At 65.4% G+C, this 20,364-nt stretch carries 18 protein-coding genes; 8 read left to right on the top strand and 10 right to left on the bottom strand.

All coding sequences use genetic code 11. From position 1 onward, the window contains the following. From bcsG to AC0KXH_RS18360, 3 genes are read right to left on the bottom strand one after another with little or no spacing between them, the layout of a single operon-like run. Positions 1 to 1,626, bottom strand: a complete 1,626-nt coding sequence (gene bcsG / locus AC0KXH_RS18370) for a cellulose biosynthesis protein BcsG (RefSeq protein ID WP_488223830.1) — start codon at positions 1,624 to 1,626, stop codon at positions 1 to 3. Next, positions 1,623 to 1,811, bottom strand: a complete 189-nt coding sequence (bcsF, locus tag AC0KXH_RS18365; protein WP_043222521.1) for a cellulose biosynthesis protein BcsF — start codon at positions 1,809 to 1,811, stop codon at positions 1,623 to 1,625. The genes bcsG and bcsF overlap by 4 nt, the downstream gene beginning before the upstream one ends. Continuing rightward, entirely contained in the window at positions 1,808 to 3,343 is a 1,536-nt protein-coding gene (locus AC0KXH_RS18360; protein ID WP_488223829.1) for a BcsE family c-di-GMP-binding protein, read from the bottom strand. Before AC0KXH_RS18360 ends, bcsF begins: the two co-directional genes overlap by 4 nt. Positions 3,344 to 3,519: 176 nt before the next feature. On the opposite strand from AC0KXH_RS18360, the gene AC0KXH_RS18355 reads away from it, so the two are divergent. From AC0KXH_RS18355 to AC0KXH_RS18345, 3 genes are all read left to right on the top strand, one after another. Then, positions 3,520 to 3,918 (top strand): diacylglycerol kinase, encoded by a 399-nt coding sequence (locus AC0KXH_RS18355; protein WP_043222518.1) that lies wholly within the window; start codon positions 3,520 to 3,522, stop codon positions 3,916 to 3,918. Between the two features lie 113 nt (positions 3,919 to 4,031). Further along, positions 4,032 to 4,766 (top strand): osmolarity response regulator transcription factor OmpR, encoded by a 735-nt coding sequence (ompR, locus tag AC0KXH_RS18350; RefSeq protein ID WP_041109552.1) that lies wholly within the window; start codon positions 4,032 to 4,034, stop codon positions 4,764 to 4,766. A 34-nt stretch (positions 4,767 to 4,800) separates the two neighbouring features. Beyond that, positions 4,801 to 6,120 carry an ATP-binding protein gene (locus tag AC0KXH_RS18345; RefSeq protein ID WP_041109554.1) on the top strand — a complete coding sequence of 440 codons (1,320 nt, stop codon included), beginning with the start codon at positions 4,801 to 4,803 and terminating at the stop codon, positions 6,118 to 6,120. Between the two features lie 10 nt (positions 6,121 to 6,130). On the opposite strand, the gene rimK is transcribed toward AC0KXH_RS18345, so the two are convergent. Beyond that, complete coding sequence (gene rimK / locus AC0KXH_RS18340; protein WP_041109556.1) at positions 6,131 to 7,036, bottom strand: 30S ribosomal protein S6--L-glutamate ligase; 906 nt, start codon at positions 7,034 to 7,036, stop codon at positions 6,131 to 6,133. Beyond that, positions 7,033 to 7,500, bottom strand: coding sequence for a retropepsin-like aspartic endopeptidase RimB (gene rimB, locus AC0KXH_RS18335; protein WP_102847920.1), 468 nt, complete (start codon positions 7,498 to 7,500; stop codon positions 7,033 to 7,035). Before rimB ends, rimK begins: the two co-directional genes overlap by 4 nt. Before the next feature lie 94 nt (positions 7,501 to 7,594). Here rimB and AC0KXH_RS18330 point away from each other — a divergent pair, with 94 nt between their 5' ends. From AC0KXH_RS18330 to AC0KXH_RS18315, 4 genes are all read left to right on the top strand, one after another. Further along, positions 7,595 to 7,996 (top strand): RNA-binding S4 domain-containing protein, encoded by a 402-nt coding sequence (locus AC0KXH_RS18330; protein ID WP_041109560.1) that lies wholly within the window; start codon positions 7,595 to 7,597, stop codon positions 7,994 to 7,996. Between the two features lie 117 nt (positions 7,997 to 8,113). Beyond that, positions 8,114 to 9,001, top strand: a complete 888-nt coding sequence (gene hslO / locus AC0KXH_RS18325; protein WP_269262712.1) for an Hsp33 family molecular chaperone HslO — start codon at positions 8,114 to 8,116, stop codon at positions 8,999 to 9,001. A 156-nt stretch (positions 9,002 to 9,157) separates the two neighbouring features. Beyond that, positions 9,158 to 10,702 (top strand): phosphoenolpyruvate carboxykinase, encoded by a 1,545-nt coding sequence (locus tag AC0KXH_RS18320; RefSeq protein WP_488223828.1) that lies wholly within the window; start codon positions 9,158 to 9,160, stop codon positions 10,700 to 10,702. A gap of 152 nt (positions 10,703 to 10,854) precedes the next feature. Next, complete coding sequence (locus tag AC0KXH_RS18315; protein ID WP_043222503.1) at positions 10,855 to 11,457, top strand: nitroreductase family protein; 603 nt, start codon at positions 10,855 to 10,857, stop codon at positions 11,455 to 11,457. A 63-nt stretch (positions 11,458 to 11,520) separates the two neighbouring features. On the opposite strand, the gene AC0KXH_RS18310 is transcribed toward AC0KXH_RS18315, so the two are convergent. Further along, complete coding sequence (locus AC0KXH_RS18310) at positions 11,521 to 13,542, bottom strand: FIST N-terminal domain-containing protein (RefSeq protein WP_488223827.1); 2,022 nt, start codon at positions 13,540 to 13,542, stop codon at positions 11,521 to 11,523. 933 nt (positions 13,543 to 14,475) lie between these two features. Here AC0KXH_RS18310 and AC0KXH_RS18305 point away from each other — a divergent pair. Continuing rightward, on the top strand, positions 14,476 to 15,225 hold the full coding sequence (locus AC0KXH_RS18305; RefSeq protein ID WP_158048394.1) for a dienelactone hydrolase family protein: 750 nt from the start codon (positions 14,476 to 14,478) through the stop codon (positions 15,223 to 15,225). Here AC0KXH_RS18305 and AC0KXH_RS18300 read toward each other — a convergent pair whose 3' ends face one another. The 4 genes from AC0KXH_RS18300 to AC0KXH_RS18285 are packed head-to-tail and all read right to left on the bottom strand — an operon-like array spanning position 15,226 to position 20,232. Then, positions 15,226 to 17,418, bottom strand: coding sequence for an urea transporter (locus AC0KXH_RS18300; RefSeq protein WP_200629464.1), 2,193 nt, complete (start codon positions 17,416 to 17,418; stop codon positions 15,226 to 15,228). Then, complete coding sequence (locus AC0KXH_RS18295) at positions 17,418 to 18,848, bottom strand: alanine racemase (protein WP_488223826.1); 1,431 nt, start codon at positions 18,846 to 18,848, stop codon at positions 17,418 to 17,420. The genes AC0KXH_RS18300 and AC0KXH_RS18295 overlap by 1 nt, the downstream gene beginning before the upstream one ends. Continuing rightward, positions 18,845 to 19,930 carry an ATP-grasp domain-containing protein gene (locus tag AC0KXH_RS18290; protein ID WP_061339149.1) on the bottom strand — a complete coding sequence of 362 codons (1,086 nt, stop codon included), beginning with the start codon at positions 19,928 to 19,930 and terminating at the stop codon, positions 18,845 to 18,847. Before AC0KXH_RS18290 ends, AC0KXH_RS18295 begins: the two co-directional genes overlap by 4 nt. Beyond that, on the bottom strand, positions 19,927 to 20,232 hold the full coding sequence (locus tag AC0KXH_RS18285; RefSeq protein ID WP_041109578.1) for a PqqD family protein: 306 nt from the start codon (positions 20,230 to 20,232) through the stop codon (positions 19,927 to 19,929). Before AC0KXH_RS18285 ends, AC0KXH_RS18290 begins: the two co-directional genes overlap by 4 nt. Positions 20,233 to 20,364 lie beyond the last annotated feature (132 nt).

Raw genomic sequence — 20,364 nt, 5'->3', positions numbered from 1 at the left:
TCACTCGAATCGGTTCGGATAGGGCAGCCAGAGCGCCTGGCCATTGACGCGGACGTAAGGCCTGCCGCTGTACTCGATGACCTGAGCGCCAGCGGTCTCGGAGACCGCGTCGGTCGCCGGCAGGCCGGCCACCAGTGTCGCCAGGTCGGGTGTCTGTGATTCGCTTTGTGCGGCATACAGGCGCGACACCAGCTCGGACAGGGCGAGGAAGCTGGATGGCTCGGTGACATGCAGCGGCCCGTCCGTCGCCGACAGGCCCATGCCGATCAGCTTCAGACCAACCGGTACCTGCGTGATCGAGGCGCGGGGAATTTCGCGCATCCCGGCGATCTGCATCTTGTCGCCATGCAGGGCGGCGCCGTGCTCGGGAACGATCAGCAGCGCGACGCGTCGGCCGCTGCGCTCCAGTTCGTCGATAAAACTGCTCAGATCACCGAGCAGGCGCTGGGCGCGCAGCCTGTAATCGGCTGACTGGGCCTGGCCGTCCGGGCCGAGGATCCGGTTGCCGTCGTGCAGGCTGATGCTGTTGTAGAACAGGCCAACGTGTGGCTCGCTGAGTGACTGACGATGGTTCCACCAACCGCGCAGGACATCCAGGTCGCGAGCGATTGGCGAGCCGTCGAAGCCGGCCATCGCGCGCGGGAAACGCTGGCTCGGCAATGCCGGCTGAGGCAGGCCCTGTGCGGTCACGTCGTCGGTGAAGCCGTCGAAGCGCCCGTTGTGGTTGAGCAGTGTTTCGGCACGAAAGCCCAGGTTCGCCAGGTTCTGAAACAACAGGCACTGTTCGGGAGCGGCCTGGTAGAGGGCTTGATGAGGTGTCTGGCCGCAGCTGGCGCGCAGCAGGCGGATCGCTGCCGGGCCGCTGTAGGAGGTGCCCGAATTGAAACGGTCGAAAAGGATGTCCATACGCGCGAGCAGCGCATTGTCCTTCAGGCCTATGGCGTCCAGATCCTCCCAGGCGAGCGAGCAGATGTTTACCACCAGCACGTCGAATGCGGCCGCATCGTCGTTTCGCGGAGGGAACAAAGTCTGTCGACCGGCTTCTCGTTCGAAGAATCTCTGCAACCAGGCGTCGAGGGCTGCGTTGTCTGTCGCGACCTGGGTGCGCTCCAGCGGTGTGCTGGCGGTGACGGCCGCCTCAACCGGCTTCGCCGCCGTGCCGAGAGCGGGCATGGCTACCGGTAACCACAGCCAGATCAGGCCGAGCAGGCTGAAACTGGTCAGCCGCAGCCACTGCGCCAAGTAGCAGTAAGCAATGAGTAGCAAAGCGAGCAAGGCGACCGTCTGCCAGTCGATGAGACGCCCGGCGAGCTCCAAAAGATAGGTAGGGGTGAAGTCGAGCACGCCGGGTTGCGCCAGCAGGCGCTGGAACGGCGGTAGCCAGGTCTCGTGATACAGCAGGGCGGCTCCCGCCGGTACGGCGATCACTTGACGGGTCAGGCGCAACGATCTGCCTGGCAGCGGTGCGCAGAGCAGCGCGGCCAGCAACAGGTTGGGCAAGGGCTGGAGTGCAATCAGGCCAAGCGCGAGCAGCACGAACTTGGCCAGGAAATACAGATTCCAGTGACCCAGTCCGGGCCAGCGATGCAGGTGGCTGGTCTGAGCCTGTACTACAGCGGCCGTCATGGCTGCTCCTTCCGCGGGGGAGCTTCGGAGCGGCAGCGAGTGCCCGCACGACGTAAATGACGAGGCGGCAGCAGGCGATCAAGCCGATTGAGCAACGCACGCCAATAGGCGGCGACCAAACAACCGGCAAGCATGCCCAGGGTCAGGCACAGCAGGGCCACCTCGAGCAGGCCGGTATGTGTCATGGTCGGGCCTCCGTGCTCAGTTCGAGGCGCACTGATCGCGGGGCGAGCGTCGCGCCCGGCGTATCGGCTGACGGGCGATCGGCTACGCCAGTCGATGGTGCCTCGTCTGCGAGAAAGACGGTTCCGTCCAGGTCACTGAGGTCATTCAGGCGTTCGAAGCTGACGAACAATTCCTGCCAGCTCACCGGGAAAATGTTGTCCAGCGCGGCCTCCACGGTTTCGCTGCGGCAGGCGAAGAGAAACAGGTACAGGCCGTCCTCGGTTTGGCAGAGGATGTCGCCCTGGCGGCGGAAGCGCGACTCGCCAAGCAGGCTGTCGGGACTCAGCCCCGGTAACAGGCGTATGTGCAGCAGGCTGTGGTCCAGCTCGCCATGACGCTTGGCCGCCCACATATGGCGCACCGCTTCGGCAAACGCGCGCGGAGTCAGGCGTCCGCGCAGTGGGAGGGGCTTCGAGCGCCCGAGGCTGTCTGCGATGTCGTTCGGGCTCTGGCGCTGCCAGGTGTGGCCTTGAATGCCCTCGATCAGCGTGAGCATGCGCGAGAGCGGCGTGCCGAATGGCATGACCAGCGACGCGCCGGCGGCCATCAGCAACTGGTCGTCACGATAGCGCAGACAGGGCGATGCCTCGCGCACGATTAGCTTCAGCTTGTCGCCACAGCTACGGCGAAGCCGGTCGAGCTGTACGGCCAGCTCATCGACTTCATCGCTGCGGCTGATACCCAGCAGTACGCTGGCCTGTTGCGCTGTCGCCACGCGTGGTAGGAGTTCGGCGCGGTCGGCATAGACCCGCCAGCCGAAGGGTTCCGCCCTCAAGCCGCTAAGGGCGGCCCGCTCGGCATGCACCTCATGGCGATCCGGCGCCGCCTCGGCCTGCGCACTGGAGCTCGGCAATAGCTGACGTGTTCGGAAGCCTTCCGCTTCCTCGCTGAGGAGAATTTCACGCGGGCCGGCAGCCGGCCGGCTGTGCCAGTAGTAGACCAGCAGGCGGGGCGTGCCGGCTTCCCGAGCGATCGCCGCATAGCCTGAAAGCCCAGATATACGCTGCTGTAGTTGGCTGGCGATAGCCGTTGAATGGCCTTCGCTGACAATCAGTAATGCAGTGCTCCGGCGGACCAGCCAGGCATGCACCTTCGCGATCCAGTTCGACGAAGGGGGCTGCGCAAAGGCGTCACCAGACAATGCAAGAATGACGAGCTGCGTTGTGCCGTGGATCGCGCGGTCGAGTTCTGACGGCAATACTCGCAGCAGCGCAGCCATGTGCGGCGGGGAGACGGTGAGCAGGTCAAGACGGTGTGGGCCCTGGTCGGGCTGCAGGCCATTGAGGACCGCATCCTGGCACTCGCGTGTGCTGACCAGCGTCGCCCGCGCAAGGCTCAGGCCGATCAGCGTCTGGCGCAGTAGCCGTGTGGCATCATCGGCCTGCGCCACTTGGAGCCAATGGATATTGCCGGTAGCCAGCGTCATGCCGCCCAGCACGAGGTCGCCAGTCCCCAGCGATGCCAGAGGCGGCTCGAAAACGCGATCGATCAAAGGTGGCACCTGTGGCGGGATAGCTAGCAGTAGTTTTATCGGTTAGCTGCGACTGAGCTTGATAGGCCCCGCGACGCATTTCGTCGGATTGCATGCGCTGTGGTGTCAAAATAATATCAATTGGCTGTCTTTTCGCCAATAATTTGCACGCACCTTTCGTCGCGCCGAGTATTTGCATGGAAACTGAGCCCCTTAACGATCGAGACGACGCATCTTTATTGAAGACTCGGCCAGGGCTGGGGCGGCTGCTGAAGGCGCTGGGTTATTCGGCCGCCGGTTTTGCCGCGGCCTGGCGTCACGAAGCAGCGTTCCGCCAGGTGGCGCTTTGTGCTGCCGTCCTCTCGGTGGTGGCGTTTCTGGTCACTGATGTGGCGCTGGAGCGCGCCATGCTTATCGCACCGCTGCTCATGTCGCTGGCAATCGAGCTGATCAATTCGGCGATCGAAGCGACGGTTGACCGGATCTCATTGAGGTTGCACCCGCTTTCCAAGCGGGCGAAGGACCTTGGTAGTGCCGCACAATTCATGGCCTTGCTGTGTATCGCCGTGGTGTGGTCGCTGGTGCTCGGCGGGTAGCCGCAAGGTCTCGAGGCGAGCGCTAGCAGAGGAAAAATCTGCTAACAATGGCTCACACGGGCGGCGCGGGGTGCTGCGCCATAATGCCCGCCATTGATATCCGGGGAGCCGTCATGACCACCACCGCGTCTGCCAGCGAAGGCGAAAAAATCCTGATCGTCGATGATGACGCGCGTCTGCGTCGTCTGCTCGAACGGTTTCTCGACGAGCAGGGCTACCGTGTGCGCACGGTCGAGAACACCGAGCAGATGGACCGGCTGCTCAGCCGTGAGATCTTCCACCTGGTGGTACTCGACCTGATGATGCCCGGCGAAGATGGTCTGTCGGCCTGCCGGCGCTTGCGCGAGGCGAACAACCAGATTCCGATCATCATGCTCACCGCCAAGGGCGACGAGGCCAGTCGCATCCAGGGGCTCGAGCAGGGCGCCGACGATTACCTGGCCAAGCCGTTCAACCCTCGCGAGCTGCTCGCGCGGATTCGTGCCGTGTTGCGCCGGCAGGCGCCGCAGGTGCCGGGCGCGCCGGCCAGCGAGGATGAGGTGGTCACCTTTGGCGACTACCAGCTGTTCCTCGGCACCCGCGAACTGAAGAAGGGCGACGAGGTACACATGCTTACCACCGGCGAGTTCGCCGTGCTCAAGGCGTTGGTGCAGCATGCCCGTGAACCGCTGACCCGCGACAAGCTGATGAACCTGGCGCGCGGCCGCGAATGGGATGCTCTGGAGCGCTCGATCGACGTGCAGATCTCCCGCCTGCGGCGCCTGATCGAGCCGGATCCTTCCAAGCCGCGCTATATCCAGACGGTCTGGGGCGTCGGCTACGTGTTCGTGCCGGACGGCAACCGGTGAGCCGTCGCGGCGCCGCGGCCGGAGCCCGGCTCCGGTGAAGACGCCCGTCTGGTTTCCGCAGAGCTTCTTTGCCCGCACCCTGTGGATGGTGCTGGTGGTGGTGCTCTTTTCCAAGGTGCTGACGCTGGTCTATCTCATGGCCAACGAGGACGTGCTGGTCGATCGCCAGTACAGCCACGGCGCCGCGCTGACCCTGCGTGCCTACTGGGCCGCCGATGCCGAGGACCGGGCGCGCATCGGCGCGGCTGCCGGTCTGCAGCAGGTGCCGGCGATCGAAGTGCCGCGCAGCGAATACCACTGGCCTTATACCGAGATCTTCCAGCGCCAGATGCGTGCCGAGCTGGGCCCGGAAACAGAGGTGCGCGTGCGCATCCAGCCGGCGACGGCGATCTGGGTGCATGCACCCAGCCTGGGCCCGGACTGGATTCGCGTGCCGCTTTACGCCTACCCGCTGCGCGGGCAGCGGATCTGGAGCGTGCTCGGCTGGTTCCTCGGCATCGGGCTGCTGTCGACCGGGGCGGCGTGGATCTTCGTCAGTCAGCTCAATCTGCCGCTCAAGCGCCTGGTCTACGCGGCCCGGCAGATCGGCAAGGGCCGCAGCGTGCGGCTGCCGATCAGCGACACACCGAGCGAGATGACCGAGGTCTACCGCGCCTTCAATCAGATGGCCGAAGACGTCGAGCAGGCCGGGCGCGAACGCGAACTGATGCTGGCCGGCGTGTCTCACGACCTGCGTACGCCGCTGACCCGCCTGCGCCTGTCGCTGGAGCTGATGACGCGCGACGAAGAGCTCACCGAGGAGATGGTACGCGACATCGAAGACATGGACGCCATCCTCGACCAGTTCCTCGCCTTCGTGCGCGATGGCCGCGACGAGCCGGTCGAGGAGATCGACCTGGGTGAGCTGATCAGCGAGGTGGTGGCGCCCTACAACCAGCAGAGCGAGCGCATCCGTCTCTGCGTGCAGCCGATGCCGCTGCTGTCGCTGCGTCGGGTGTCGATCAAGCGCCTGCTGGTCAACCTCATCGAGAACGCCCTGCGCTACGGCGGTGACGAGGTCGAGGTGGCAGCGGCGGTGACCGGCGACGCCAACGCGCCTTACGTGGTGCTGAGCGTGCTCGACCGCGGCACGGGCATCGATCCGAAGGAACTGGGCGAGATCTTCAATCCATTCATCCGCGGCGATCGGGCTCGGGGTGGTCAGGGCGCGGGCCTGGGCCTGGCGATCGTCAAGCGTATCGCCAACCAGCACGGCGGTATCGTCGAGCTGCGCAATCGCGAAGGGGGTGGGCTGGAGGCGCGCGTCAGCCTGCCACTGGGCCTGCTGCTGCCGCGCGGGGCGATGGGCGCCTGAGGCGCGGCACTCAGCCCTTGCCCTTGGTGCGCGTCAGGTTCGGCCCGGCGTTCTTCTCGAGGAACTGGACGATCAGCCCGGCGACATCCTTGCCCGTGGTCTGCTCGATGCCCTCCAGGCCCGGCGAGGAGTTGACCTCCATCACCAGCGGGCCGTGGTTGGAGCGCAGGATATCCACCCCGGCGACCGACAGGCCCATGGCGCGGGCTGCGCGCACGGCGGTGGAGCGCTCTTCGGGGGTGATCTTGATCAGGCTGGCGGTGCCGCCGCGGTGCAGGTTGGAGCGGAACTCGCCGGGCTTGGCCTGACGCTTCATCGCGGCGATGACCTTGTCGCCGACAACGAAACAGCGGATGTCGGCGCCGCCGGCTTCCTTGATGTACTCCTGCACCATGATGTCCTGCTTAAGGCCGAGGAAGGCCTCGATCACCGATTCGGCGGCCTTCTGCGTTTCGGCCAGCACCACGCCCATGCCCTGGGTGCCTTCGAGCACCTTGATCACCAGCGGGGCGCCGCCGACCATCTGGATCAGGTCGGGAATGTCGTCGGGCGAGTGCGCGAAGCCGGTCACCGGCAGGCCGATGCCCTTGCGCGAGAGCAGCTGCAGCGCGCGCAGCTTGTCGCGCGAGCGGCTGATGGCGACCGATTCGTTGAGCGGGTAGACACCCATCATTTCGAACTGGCGCAGCACCGCGCAGCCGTAGAAGGTCACCGAAGCGCCGATGCGCGGGATCACCGCGTCGAAGCCTTCCAGCGGCTGGCCGCGGTAGTGGATCTGCGGCTTGTGGCTGGCGATGTTCATGTACGCGCGCAGGGTATCGATCACTACCACCTCATGGCCGCGCTGCTGGCCGGCCTCGACCAGGCGACGCGTGGAATACAGGCGTGGATTGCGCGACAGTACGGCGATTTTCATTGGGCACCGGAGGAAGTGAGGATCTGGGGTTTGTCTTGCAGATAGCTGCGCGACGGGTCGATCAGCCATTTGCCGTCGACCAGCGCGCGCGAGCCCAGCAGCAGGCGGTAACGCATGTTCTTGCGGCAGGTCAGGGTGAATTCCACGGGCCAGACGTGGCTGCCGAGCGCCAGCAGGGTGCGCACCACGTAGCGGGTCTGGGTCTGGCCGTTGGAGCTCTTGATGGTCTTGTGTGCGACCAGCGGTGCTTCACAGCGGTGGCGGCGCTGCACCAGGGTACCCAGGTGCGCGGTGAAGCGGACCCAGCGCTTGCCATCACGCTCGAACTCGACGATTTCGGTGGCGTGCAGGGCCGAGGTGCTGGCGCCGGTGTCGATCTTCGCCCGCAGGCCGACCACGCCCAGGTCAGGCAGGGCGACCCATTCGCGCAAACCGATCAGCGTGTGGGGATCGAGGCAGTCCAAGCGTGGCATCCATGAAATTTGCGGGCATTCTAGACGGCGTGCATGACAACTGCACGGGTCGCTACAAGGCTATGACAACGAGGTCGGATACAGGTTGAGCACGAGCGAAAAGGACGACGGCAAGGTCCGTCTGGACAAGTGGTTGTGGGCAGCGCGCTTCTTCAAGACGCGCGCGCTGGCCAAGGAAGCGATCGACGGCGGCAAGGTGCACTGTCGCGGTGAGCGTTGCAAGCCGGGCAAGGAGCCGAAGGTCGGTGAACAGTACGAGATTCGCTGTGGTTACGACGAACGCACGGTGATCGTCCGCGCCTTGTCGGCCGTACGCCGTGGTGCGCCCGAGGCGCAGACGTTATACGAGGAGACCGCCGAAAGCCTGGTTCGCCGCGAGGAGGCCGCCGCGCTGCGCAAGGCCGGCGCACTAGGCGTGCAGACCGACGGCCGGCCGAGCAAGAAGCAGCGCCGGCAGATCGAGCTTCTGCGCGCGTTCAAGGGCTGAACGGCAGGGAACGGCGCGGCGGCAGGCCGGTCCACCCAGGCGATGGCGGGTGCCTCGGCAGGCCGCCGCTTCGTGTAAAATGCACGGCTTTTTCCCGGCCACCTTGCGAGCACCGGCATGTCCGATCAGACCCAACGCTTTCTCTTCGATGATTCCGATGTGCGCGGCGAAACCGCCACGCTCGCCGAGAGCTATCAGCACGTCCTGGCCAAGCACGCTTACCCCGAGCCGGTGGCCCAGCTGCTCGGCGAGCTGCTGGCGGCCGCGGCACTGCTGGTCGGCACGCTGAAGTTTGAGGGGCTGCTATCGCTGCAGGCGACCTCGTCCGGTGCCGTGCCGCTACTCATGGTCGAGTGTTCGAGCGAGCGCCATGTGCGTGGCATCGCCCGTTACGATGCCGAGCAGATCGAGGCCGGCGCCAGCCTGCCGCAGCTGATGCCCGAGGGTGCCCTGGCGATTACCATCGACCCGGCGCGCGGCCAGCGTTATCAGGGCATCGTCGCGCTTGATGGCATTGATCTGGCGGCCTGCCTGTCGGCCTATTTCGCCACCTCCGAACAGCTGCCGACGCGTTTCTGGCTCAACGCCGACGGGCGCCGCGCCTGCGGTTTGCTGCTGCAGCAGCTGCCGGCCGACCGCATCCACGACGTCGAGGAGCGGGACGCCAACTGGGAGCACCTGCTGACCCTGGCCGATACCCTGACCGCCGAAGAGCTGCTCGGCCTGGACACCGAAACCATCCTGCACCGGCTGTTCCACCAGGAGCAGGTCCGGCTGTTCGAGCCGCTGCCGATCCAGTTCCGCTGCAGTTGCTCGCGTGAGCGCTCGGCGCGTGCGCTGATCAGCCTCGGGCAGGCCGACGCCGAGCAACTGGTCGAGGAGCAGGGCGGGCGGATTGCCATCGATTGCCAGTTCTGCAATCACCAGTATCTGTTCGATGCGGCTGACGTGGCCCAGCTGTTCGCTGGCGCTGGCAGTCAGGGACCGGCGGCTACGCGTCACTGATGGCCTCTGGCCACGGTGAACCTTTTCGCCATCACGGGCTCATACCCAGCGCGACGCCTTTTCTGGCATAATCGCGCGCACTTTTTTCGATGTAGTACGCCCTGAGGCGGACTACAACTGTACGGAGGATTCGGCCCAAGGCCGACGGGGACACTCATGACGCAAGCGACCAACGCCGTGTACACCGACATCAGCATCGCGCAACTGATCGAAGAAGCCGTCAAGCGCGGTGAAGGTGAACTGGCCGCCAATGGCTCTCTGGTGGTTAAGACCGGACATCGCACGGGTCGTTCGCCAGCCGACCGCTTCATCGTCGAAGAGCCGAGTACCCAGCACCACATCGCCTGGGGCCCGATCAACCGTCCGTTCCCGGCTGGCCAGTTCGAAGCGCTGTGGAGCCGCGTCGAAGCCTACATCGCCGAGCGTGACAACTTCGTCTCCCATGTTCACGTCGGCGCCGATCCCGAGCACTACCTACCGGTCAAGATGACCACCGAGACCGCCTGGCACAACCTGTTCGGCCGCTGCCTGTTCATCGAGCCGGCGCAGTTCAACCCGGCCGGCAAGAGCGAATGGCGCATCCTCAACGCCCCGTTCTTCCAGTGCCAGCCCGAGCGTGATGGCACCAACTCCGATGGTTGCGTGATCATCAACTTCGCCGAGAAGAAGGTGCTGATCGCCGGCATGCAGTACGCCGGCGAGATGAAGAAGGCCATGTTCTCCGTGCAGAACTTCCTGCTGCCGGACGTCGACGTGCTGCCGATGCACTGCGCCGCCAACATCGGCGAAGACGGCGACACCACCCTGTTCTTCGGTCTGTCCGGTACCGGCAAGACGACCCTGTCGGCCGACGAGTCGCGTTACCTGATCGGCGATGACGAGCACGGCTGGGGCGTTGGCCGCGTGTTCAACATCGAGGGTGGCTGCTACGCCAAGTGCATCGACCTGTCCGAAAAGAACGAGCCGGTGATCTGGAAGGCCATCAAGTTCGGTGCCGTGCTGGAGAACGTGGTGCTCAACGAGCGCACCCGCCTGCCCGATTACGCCGATGCCAGCCTGACCCAGAACAGCCGCGCCGCCTACCCGCTGGAGCACGTCGAGAAGCGTTCCGAGAAGAACCTCGGTGGCGAGCCCAAGGCGGTGATCTTCCTGACCTGCGACCTGACCGGCGTGCTGCCGCCGGTGTCGATCCTGAACAACGAGCAGGCTGCCTATCACTTCCTCTCCGGTTACACCGCGCTGGTCGGTTCCACCGAGATGGGGTCGGGCAGCGGCATCAAGTCGACCTTCTCCACCTGCTTCGGCGCGCCGTTCTTCCCGCGCCCGGCCGGTGAGTACGCCGAGCTGCTGATCAAGCGCATCAACGCCTTCGGCTCGAAGGTCTACCTGGTCAATACCGGCTGGACCGGCGGTGGCTATGGTGTCGGCAAGCGCTTCAGCATCCCCACCACCCGTGCAGTGATCGCGGCGATCCAGAGCGGCGCGCTGGTCGGTGCCGAAACCGAACACCTGCCGATCATCAACCTGGACGTACCGAAGGCTGTTGCCGGCGTCGAGCCGCAGCTGCTCAACCCACGCAACACCTGGGCTGACCCGAGCGCCTATGATCAGGCGGCGAAGGAACTGGCGGCGAAGTTCGTCGAGAACTTCAAGAAGTTCGACGTCTCCGACGCGATCAAGAACGCCGGCCCGCAGCTCTGATCCGCTGCCGCCCGCACGAGGCCGCCTACGGGCGGCCTTTTTTATGGGCGCAACCATTGAGTGGTTCGATGGATTTGTTCGGAAAAGCCCTGTGGATTCGATGGAAGCCCGGGCCTAGCATGGCGCGCATCCGAATCCCACAGGAGGTCCGCATGGACATCGAAGAAGCGATCCGCAGCCGCCGTGCCATCAAGGCATATGACACCACGCATCAACTCTCGCGCGAGGAAAAGGACGAGCTGCTGCAGCTGGCAATGCTGGCGCCCAGCGCCTTCAACCTGCAGCACGTGCGCCTGGTGGAGGTGAGCGACCCGCAGCTGCGCCAGCAGATCCGCGAAGCGGGCTGGAACCAGGCGCAGATGACCGACGCCGCGATGCTGGTGGTGGTCTGCGCGCAGGTCGACAGCTGGGAGAAGAATGTCCGCCGCGTCTGGGACGGTACGCCACAAGAAGTGCAGGACTACATGGCCGGCGCCATCGACAACTACTACCGCGACAAGCCGCAGGTCCAGCGTGACGAGGTCATGCGCAGCTGCGGGCTGATGGCGCAGACGTTGATGCTCGCTGCCCGCGGCAAGGGCCTGGACTCCTGCCCGATGGATGGCTTCGACTTCGACGCGGTCGGCCGGCTGATCAACCTGCCGGACAACCACGTGATCGGCCTGATGGTGGCGGTCGGCAAGCGCACCGCCGATCCGCGCCCGCGCGTGGGCAAGCTGCCGTTCGACGAGGTGGTGATTCGCGACCGCTTCTGACGGTTTGAGGCGGCTTCAGTGAGTGCCGAAGCCGCCTGCGTTGATCGCTGAACCGGGCGCCGATCAGCGTGCGGTCAGGCCGATGAGCATGTCGGCCACCCCCTTGGTCTGCTTCGAGGTGTTGGCGGTCTGCTCGCTCGAGCTCTCCAGTGCATTCAGCAGCCCGGTCAGCGAGCCTACACCGGCCGAGTGCGTTTCGATGTGCTGCGCCACGGCGCGGATCTCACCAGCCAGCCGATCGATGTCGGTGCCGATCTCTTCGGCGTTCTTGCCGGTGATCTCGGCCAGCTTGCGCACCTCGTCGGCCACCACCGCGAAGCCCCGGCCCATGTCGCCGGCTCGAGCGGCTTCGATCGCCGCGTTGAGCGCCAGCAGGTTGGTCTGGCCGGCGATCTGCTGGATCGTCTGTACCACCGACTGGATGCGCTGGCTCGACTGGGCGAGCTCGCGCGCGCTGGTGACCACCTCCTCGGCCTGGTTGACCATTTGCTTGACCGAGCTGCCGGCCTGCTCGATGACGGCGCCCTGCTCGTTGATCGTCAGGGTCAGCTCGTCCATCGAGCCGTGCAGGTCGGTGGCACAGCGGCTCAGCTGTTCGGAGATGCTCTGGCGCTCGTGATCGGCCTGCGAAAGCACCTGGCCGAGATCTGCCAGCCCGCGAAACACCGGGCGGATCTGCTCGTCCAGGCCTGCGATGTCCACCGCGCTGCTGTAGTCCTGGCGCTTGAACTGCTCGATCTGCTTGACCACCACCTGGCTCAGACCGGCGAGCTTCTTGATCTGCCGACGCAGGAAGAACGCCTTGAATTCACTGTGATAGGCAATGAAGTTGTCGGTGTATTCGTCGTGGAATTCCGCCTTGTCGTCGGTGCAGAAGAAGAACACCGCCGTCAGGGTCTGGTTGAGGTTCAGGCCGAGGATTTCGCCAAAGGTGGAGTAACCGGCGACCGGTACATCGTCGAACACCGCGTCCATGCCGGCCAGCGCCTGCTCGTTGTTGAGCCGGCGCAGGATGCAGTCGTTGAGAATGCCAACCAGCGGCTTGCCGGGCTTGCCGCGCATGAAGCGCTGGTAGTCGCGGCGGGTCGCCTCGGCCAGCGGGGTGCGCTTGACCATGATCAGCTCTTCGCCGGGCGCCACGTCGCAGAACAGGTGCACGCGCTCGTTGGCGAAGTCGATCTGCGCGATCGAGCGGACGAACACTTCATCGCCCACCCGAATGGCGAACGAGTAATCGGCCAGGCGCTGTTCGAGGGCCTGGGGCGCGCAGTTCAGCGCCTCGCAGAGCGCCTGCACCATGCTGCGGATATTGCCGCGAGCGTCCACCACCTGGCTGATGTAGCGCTCCTCCAGGGAGGCGCTGAGCACGCTCAGGCTGAGCGGCGTGGGTTCGAAGTTCTGGCTCTTGAACACGCCGAAGCGCACATCGCGGGCGCACTTGAGAAAAACGATCAGGGCGTGATTCTGGTAGGCGCGCTGGCCGTCGTGCAGCTGCGTACTCTTGAAGTCCAGCTTGCCGCCGGCGGAACCGCCAACGAACAGGCAGGGAAAACGGCCGGACTCGTAGAGCGCCTCCATGAAGAAGGATTCAGACGCCGACAGCCCGTCGAAAAAGATGTTGGCCAGGGTGTCGCGGTAGTCGATCTTCATCGACACCTGCAGCCGCTTGATCGATTCGGTCAGCCGCGCGATACGTTCGCCCATCGACAGGCGCTGGCCGCCGCCGCGAATGTCCTCGCTGGCCAGCGGCACGTGTACCACTTCGGCGGCGGCGATGACGCTGGCATCGAACAACTGCAGCACGATGCCATCCCACTGGCCGCTGGTTGCGCAGTAAAGGTGCCCGGCCTCGCTCGACAACTCGCCGGCGGTGCTGCACAGGCTCATGGCGGTGCGTGGGAAGCGCTGCCGCAGCTGCCGCGCCACTGCGTCGATATCGACGTGCGGTGACACAAAGCCGGCCAGGTAGGTGGGCTCGAAACGCAGGGCCGCCAGGCGCTCGGACAACTGCCGGGCGCTGGTATGCAGGCTCATGACACCTTCGCCGGAACGGGCGCCGGCCTTGAGACGGGTGAACAAGGACATGATCGTTATTCTCATGCAAAGGGCTGCGGGAGCCGGCCAACTTCTTTTTGTTCGTGCCGTGATCGGCATAGCCTGTATCGGCAGATTTCACGGCGGCCGTAGCGCCGTTCGGCGGCTCTTCTGACGAACCGACCGTAGCGAGGCGCGGCGATAGTGGCCATGCCACCATGGTTGCCGTCCGAAAGTACTGGGTCGACACGCCAAAAGGCGCTTCCGGGCGCCTCTGCCTCTATATCGGCGCAGCATCGCCGCACTCATGCTGCTGCCCGTCCTGCCTCTGCCGGCCCTTGCGGTGCCCGCGGGCGCGTTGGCGGCGCGGACGCCCGGCCGCCGGGCGACGCATTTCGCCCCGCTCGGTGCGGCGGTACGAAACCATGAGCTTCGTCCATGCCCTGCTCCATTGCGGTGGTGGCGCCGTCGGCGGCTGGCTCAGGGCTGCGTTGGTTAGGCGATCTGGCTATCTGCTGGGTTGATGGGCTCCGGCTGGGCCCTGCGTTGGGTGGAAGGGGCTGAGTACGTCACGAACCGGGCCGGCATCCGGCTAGGCACAGAATCGGGTCGTATTAAAAGTTGCCTGGTTATTCTTTGTTTGAACTTCAAGTTATTCGGCCATCGGTCGATTTCCTGAACAGCAACACGGATTGAAAAACAGCTTCCGTGTTCTTCTCTACTGGCGCTTCCGTTATTATTGCCGGTTCGTTTGTTGGTTGGAATTGTTATAGCTAAAGTTCCATTTAACAAGTTGCTTTAAATTTCTGTCTTATTTGATTGTTCTTATTGGTTAATAGAGTCGAGCCGTATCATATGACCAAACTTTTCGTTCTGATGTCTTCGTTTTTCAGTCTTGCGCTTCTGGCCTTTTCTCCGCTTTCCCTGGCTCAGCCGCACAGTATTCAGCTGCGCGCCTCCGAGCCTCACGTAGGCCGGTCGCTGATGCTCGAAGGCGAACTGTTCCGCCCCGAGGGCGAGGGCCCCTTTCCGGCGATTGTCCTGATGCATGGCTGCGGGGGTTGGCAGCCGGCGGTCCGGCAAGGCTTGCGTGCGCATGCCGACTATCTGCGCGAGCAGGGTTTCGTGGTGCTCAATCTCGACAGTTTCGGCCCGCGCCATTACGGCGGCGGTAAGTTGTGCTCCAACAATCCCGCCTTGTACGAAGCGCTCAACTACCGAACGCATGATGCCTTCGATGCGATGCGCTATCTGGCCGGGCAGGATTTTGTCGCAGCGGACAATATCTTCCTGATGGGACAGAGCAATGGCGGGGCGGTCGCCATTCGCGCAGCCAAACGTTCGGCTGCGCAGCGCTATGGCCAGGGCGAGCCGGCGTTTCGTGGTGTGGTCGCCTATTACCCCTGGTGTGGCGAACTGGGGCGCTCGCGCGTCGAGCTGGGGGCGCCGCTGCTGATTCTCGCCGGCGGGCGGGACAACTGGGTGCCGGCGCGCGAATGCCTGGGGGTGCGAGGCGAGGGCGCGCCGCTGGAGGTCAAGGTGTACCCGAACGCGGTGCATTCGTTCGACCTCGATCTGCCGCCACAGAGCTTCGCCGGCAAGCGAATCGGCGGCGATCCGGTGGCCACCGCAGACAGCCGCACGCGGATGTTGCGGTTCCTGGTCGGCAATCTCACGCCCGCCCAGCAGCTGGCCTACGCGGCACGACACGGACGGGAAGTCGCCAGCAACTGATCAGTAGTCGAACGGCAGGCCCGGTTCGAAGGAGATCAGCGTGTAGGTGATGCGCCCGTGCGGGAACTCGGCCTGCAGGTACACCGGGCCGCAGAGGCGGTCGAGCCGGCAATGCAGGCGCGAGGGCAACCAGGGCAGGGCGCTGGTCGTCTCGCTGACCACGGCCAGTCCGCGGCCTTCGCCGTCCGGTGCCGCCGTACAGTGGCAGCGGCTACGTACGAAAGGCTTGGATCGATAGGGCGCGAGGAACAGCGCGAGATCGGCTGGCAGCCGCGAGCTCAGCAAGGGTGTCAGGTCATCCCATTTCATTCCCGGGCCAGCGGCATAGGGCACCGTTGGCACGGCGAGGGCGAGTAGCCAGAGCAACGGCTGGCAGTCCCGCTGCAGCTCGGCGACACGCCAGGCATCGGCAGCCAGTTGCACGACCAGGGCTCCGCCGCGTTCGCCGCGCAGCAAGTGCTGGCCGGCCGTATCGAGCGTGATGCGGACCCGTTCGGTATCCCCCTGGCGCCGCAATACCTGCCGCGGCAGCTGGCCTTCGGTCTCGATGCTCCACACCGCCACGCCGGGAGCGGCACTGGCCAGCAGCGCCTGGGCGGCCGGGTTGGCTGGCGCTGGCGAGACCAGCGTGCCCTGCGATGGCAGCCCCGCCGAATGCCAGTGCAGGAAAGGCTGCTCGGCATCGGGCGCGGAGAGGAAGTTGGCCAGCCGGAACGGCAGCGTCGGTGCGCTGGGCTCGCCTCCGGTCTGGCATTGCAGGTGCACGTGCGGCGCCGGTGAGCGCCCCGAGTTGCCCAGCCGGGCAATGAATGCCCCGGCTTCCACGCGGCTGCCGGGGGCTACCCGGATCGAGCCCTGCTGCAGGTGCGCGAGCAATGCCCAGCCGCCCTGGTCCAGGCGAATCGTCACGTAGTTGCCCCAGTTCTGCGCATAGTTGCAGATGCCGATCGGGTTGTCGGCGATACCGTCCTGTACGCGCTCGACGAAGCCGGATGCCGGCGCCATCACCAGGCCGTCGAAGGGGCCGGGCTCGGCGACCGCGATGGGCTGGAAATCCAGCGCATGTCGCCAAGGCCCGGCATGGCTCAGGGTGCCGTCCTCGCCCTGGGCGATCCGCGAACGGCCGCATAGCGGCACGATCACGAACGGCCCGTTGCCACCGGAGCGACGCGACCAGTAGTCGAGCTGCTGCCAGGCGCTCTCCGGCGGCTCGTGCAGGGAGTGATTGCGCCGCACCAGGTAGCTTTCCGCGCTCCCCAGCGCGCTGAGCGCCACCCAGATCGTCAGCGCCGAGGCCAGCGGCAGATAGCCGAAGGCAGTGTAGGGCGACAGGTGCTGCAGCCCGGCGGCAAGCAGTGCGGCGCTGGCGCCGCCAAGCGCAGCCAGCGCCAGGCTGATGCGGCTGGGCACGAAGAACACGGCACCCAGCGCGGCACCGGCGAGAAAGGAGTTGTAGGCCGTCGGCATCCAGTAGAACAGCACGCCCTGCTGGTTGAGTTGCACCGCAGTGACGATGCCGGCGATCCAGCCGATGGTCCCGGCGAGGAAGGCCAGACGCGACCAGAGCAGGATGGCCAGCGCGATGATCATGCCGATGCCCAGGGTTGGCGAAAAGAGCAGTGCCCCGAGCGTACGGAAATAGGTGACGAGCCATTGCTGCGGGGTTTCCGGCACGGGCCACCACTGCATCGCGGCCATCGCCGAGAGCGTCCAGTGGGGAAAGATGGCGAACAGAAATACCGAGACCAGGCAGTAGCTCACCACCAGCGGCGGCAAGCTGGCCCGGAGCAGCGTGCGCAGCATCGCGGTGGCGAGCACGGTGGTGGCGATGACGGTGCTCGCCACAACCAGGATCTGCGCCTCGACGGCCAGCCCGGCGAACTCGGTGAGCCAGGCGGCGGCCACCGCCGAGAGCAGGGCGTTGGCCTTGAGGTTGCCCTCGGCCGCGGAGTTGTCGCGGATCTGGAACAGCCGCAGGATGCCTTCGGCCAGTACCGTGCCGAACAGCGCGAAAGCGGCGAAGCGCAGGTTCTGAAACAGCCCCAGCCAGAGCAGCGCGCCGAGCCACGGGTGCGGAATGAGGAACGCCCCGCCGAGCGCGGGGCCAAGGATTGACACCAGCGGCGTGGAGAAACGATGCGCGGCTCTGAGCGAGCCGCCCGACAGCGCGGTCTCGTTCTGCGGTGCGTTCATCAGCGTTCAGCCAGGTGGTCGGGCAGGCGCTCGAGTCGCTGCACCTCTTCGAGCGTCTCGGCGAGACGGATCAGGTGCGCAGTCCCGTCTTCGCCAATCAGCACCACGGCCGGACGATAGGCGATGAACTGCATCGACTGGCTGAGGTTGTAGGCGCCGACCGGGTGAAGGCTGAGTACGTCGCCGACCTCCAGCGGAGGCAGGTCGACATAGTCGCGGATCACGTCGATCGCCATGCACAGCGAGCCGTACAGGCGTGACGGCATCGGCGGCTTGTCGATCAGGCGTGACGGGCGCACCTCGAAGCGATACCAGGCGGCGGTGTAGAGCAGATTGATGCCGGCATCGAGGATGTAGTTGACCTTCGAATCCTCGCCGGCGATCAGCTGTTCCTTGTAGTCGCGCGCCGACAGGCTGTCCTGCTCGGCACGCGAGCGGTGCACGCCCTTCACCGCGACGACGCTGGTGAGCAGATAGCCGGCTTCGTCCACCAGATGCCGACCGGTTTCCAGGCGCAGCAGCGGTCGCTTCTTCTCCGGCAGCCGGTTGAGCACCTCGGTGATGGCGTCGGCATAGGCTTCGATCGGCGGCACCACCTGTTCGGCCGGGCCGGTCATGCCATGCAGCAGGCTGTTGGACGGGAAGCCGCCACCCAGGTCGAGGCAGTCGATCAGGTGGCCGTGCTTGCGTTCGAGCGCATCGCGCAGTGCCAGCAGCTTCTGCGTGGCGGTGCGGTAGGCGGCCGGCTCGAGAATGTAGGTGCCGATGTGCGTATGCAGCGTATGCAGGCGCAGCGCGGGATTGCGCACGATGCGCTCGGCGGCGCGTTCGGCTTCGCCGTTGGCCAGGGCGAAGCCGAACTTCGACCACACCGGGCGAATGCCGGCGTCGAGCCATACGCGGATGCCGACGTCGAGCGGTTGCCGGCGCTTTTCCACCAGCTTCTCGATCAGGTTCAGCTCGTCCCAGTTGTCGACGTGCAGCAGCGCGCCTTCTTCGATGGCGCGCTCGAGGATGGCGCGTGGCTTGTAGGGGCCGTTGAAGAGGATTTCCGGGCCGGCAAAGCCGAGGTCGCGGGCCTTCTCGTATTCGAAGTCCGAGACCACCTCGGCGATCCAGCCTTCCTGGCGCAGGATCTGGCAGATGCCTTTGAGTGGGTTGGTCTTGAGCGACCAGGCGAAGCTGGTGCGCGGATAGCGCTGCTTGAAGGCCTCGCGCGCGTGCCGCGCCTTGTGCCGCAGCGCATGTTCGGAGAAGACGAACAGCGGTGAGCCGAACTCGGCGACCAGCGCCGGGATCGGGTTGCCGTCGATCTCGAACAGCGCTGGCGTCTGCACGCCACGGGCAAAGTAGTTGCGTTCGGCGGCCGCGTTCGGGCAGTTGCTGCCCAGCTCGTCGCTGATGATCGGTTGGCTGTAATTCTGGGTCACGTTCTGTCACCTCGAGTGGGGCACACGCCGGCGACCGGCGTGCCCGTGCGGCAGCCGGAAATGGTCATCTGCGCGACTTCGGCGATATGGGTCACGACATCGATACTGTGGCGAATGAACATCTGCCCCGGCTCGCATGGCGGCAGCGCGGCGGGCGTCAGGCCCATGAGCCATTCGAGCAGCAGCGCCGGCATGTTGCAGTCGATCTGGGAGGGGAAATCGACCCAGGCCGGGAAGCGCGGATTCATCTCGAACAGGGCATGCGGCTGGCCGGGCACCTTGATGAATTCCAGCTCGAACGGGCCCGCCCAGCGCAGCGCCGCGATGATCCGCTCAACCTGTCGATCGAGCGCCGGATCGGCGATCACCACCCCGGCAAAGCCCTTGCCGGCCGAGGTACGCAGCATCTTGCGGATTGAGCATGAAGCCAGTAGCCCACCCTGGCCGTCACCTACGCCAAGCACGTCGTACTCCTCGCCGACGGCCATTTCCTGCACCAGCACCGGAGTGCCCCAGACGCTGGCGATGGCATTGAAGGCCTCGTACAGCTCCTTGGGGGTGGTGGCCAGGTGCGCTTCGTAGAAGCGGCCCTTGACGTACACCGGGTAGCCGATCTGCAGCGCCAGCGCGGCGAGCGTGTCGGCGTCGGCGGCCGCCAGTGTGCGTGGCGTGGGGACGTCCAGCGGCTGGCAGAAGCGATAGAGGTTGGCCTTGGCGCGGTCGTCGAGCGCCCGCTGGCTGGGCAGCACGCAGGCGATACCGCGTGCCTCGAGTGCCGGCTGCAGTTCGATGTAGTTGTCCAGCTCCGAGTCCAGGCAGGGAATCAGGTAGTCGATCGGTTCGCTCTGGAGGATTTCGTCCAGGCGATCGAGCGTCGCCTGTGCGCCGGCGCCCGGAAACGGCATGAGGTAGGCGACATCCGGTCGCCCGCCGTCATGACAGTAGAGCGCGCTTTCCAGCGGGTCGTATGACAGCCCGATGACGTGCAGATCGGCGAAGCGGCGACGCAGGCTGGCCGCGACGGCGGCGCCCGGCTGGGGGTTGTTGCCGCGGTGCAGGCCGGTGATGGCGACCCTGATCATGATGCCTTCCTCGCTGCCTCGAACAGGCGGCCGAGCGGCTCCAGGGCTGCCAGGCTGTTGAGAAACAGCTGGGCGTCGCGCGCGGCCGTCGCGCTGTCGAGTGCGTAGTGGGCCTGCAGGCGCCGCGGAAGCTCCTCGGGTGTCGCGCCGGCAATCAGGGCGCGCAGCATGAAGCTGGCGCTGGGATTAAGCCGATGGAACATGCCCGAGACGCTGTCGAAGACGAACTCGTCGCCATAGAACCGCAGGCGCTCGGAAAGCGGACCGGACTGCTCGCCGGCGGAGGAGGGCTGGGTCGACATGCTGTGCACCTGCCGTACGAACTGCGAAAAGGCCCGTGATGCTCTTCACAAAATAGCGGCGTTTTGCCGTCACGGCTGGTTATTTATCACCGCCCGCAGGGCGTTTTGGATTTTTTTCATCGCCCATTGATG

It is taken from the genome of Stutzerimonas sp. CXK-1, assembly GCF_057738225.1.
Note: the sequence above shows the minus strand (reverse complement) of the source record. Positions and strands in the feature narration are given on the sequence as shown.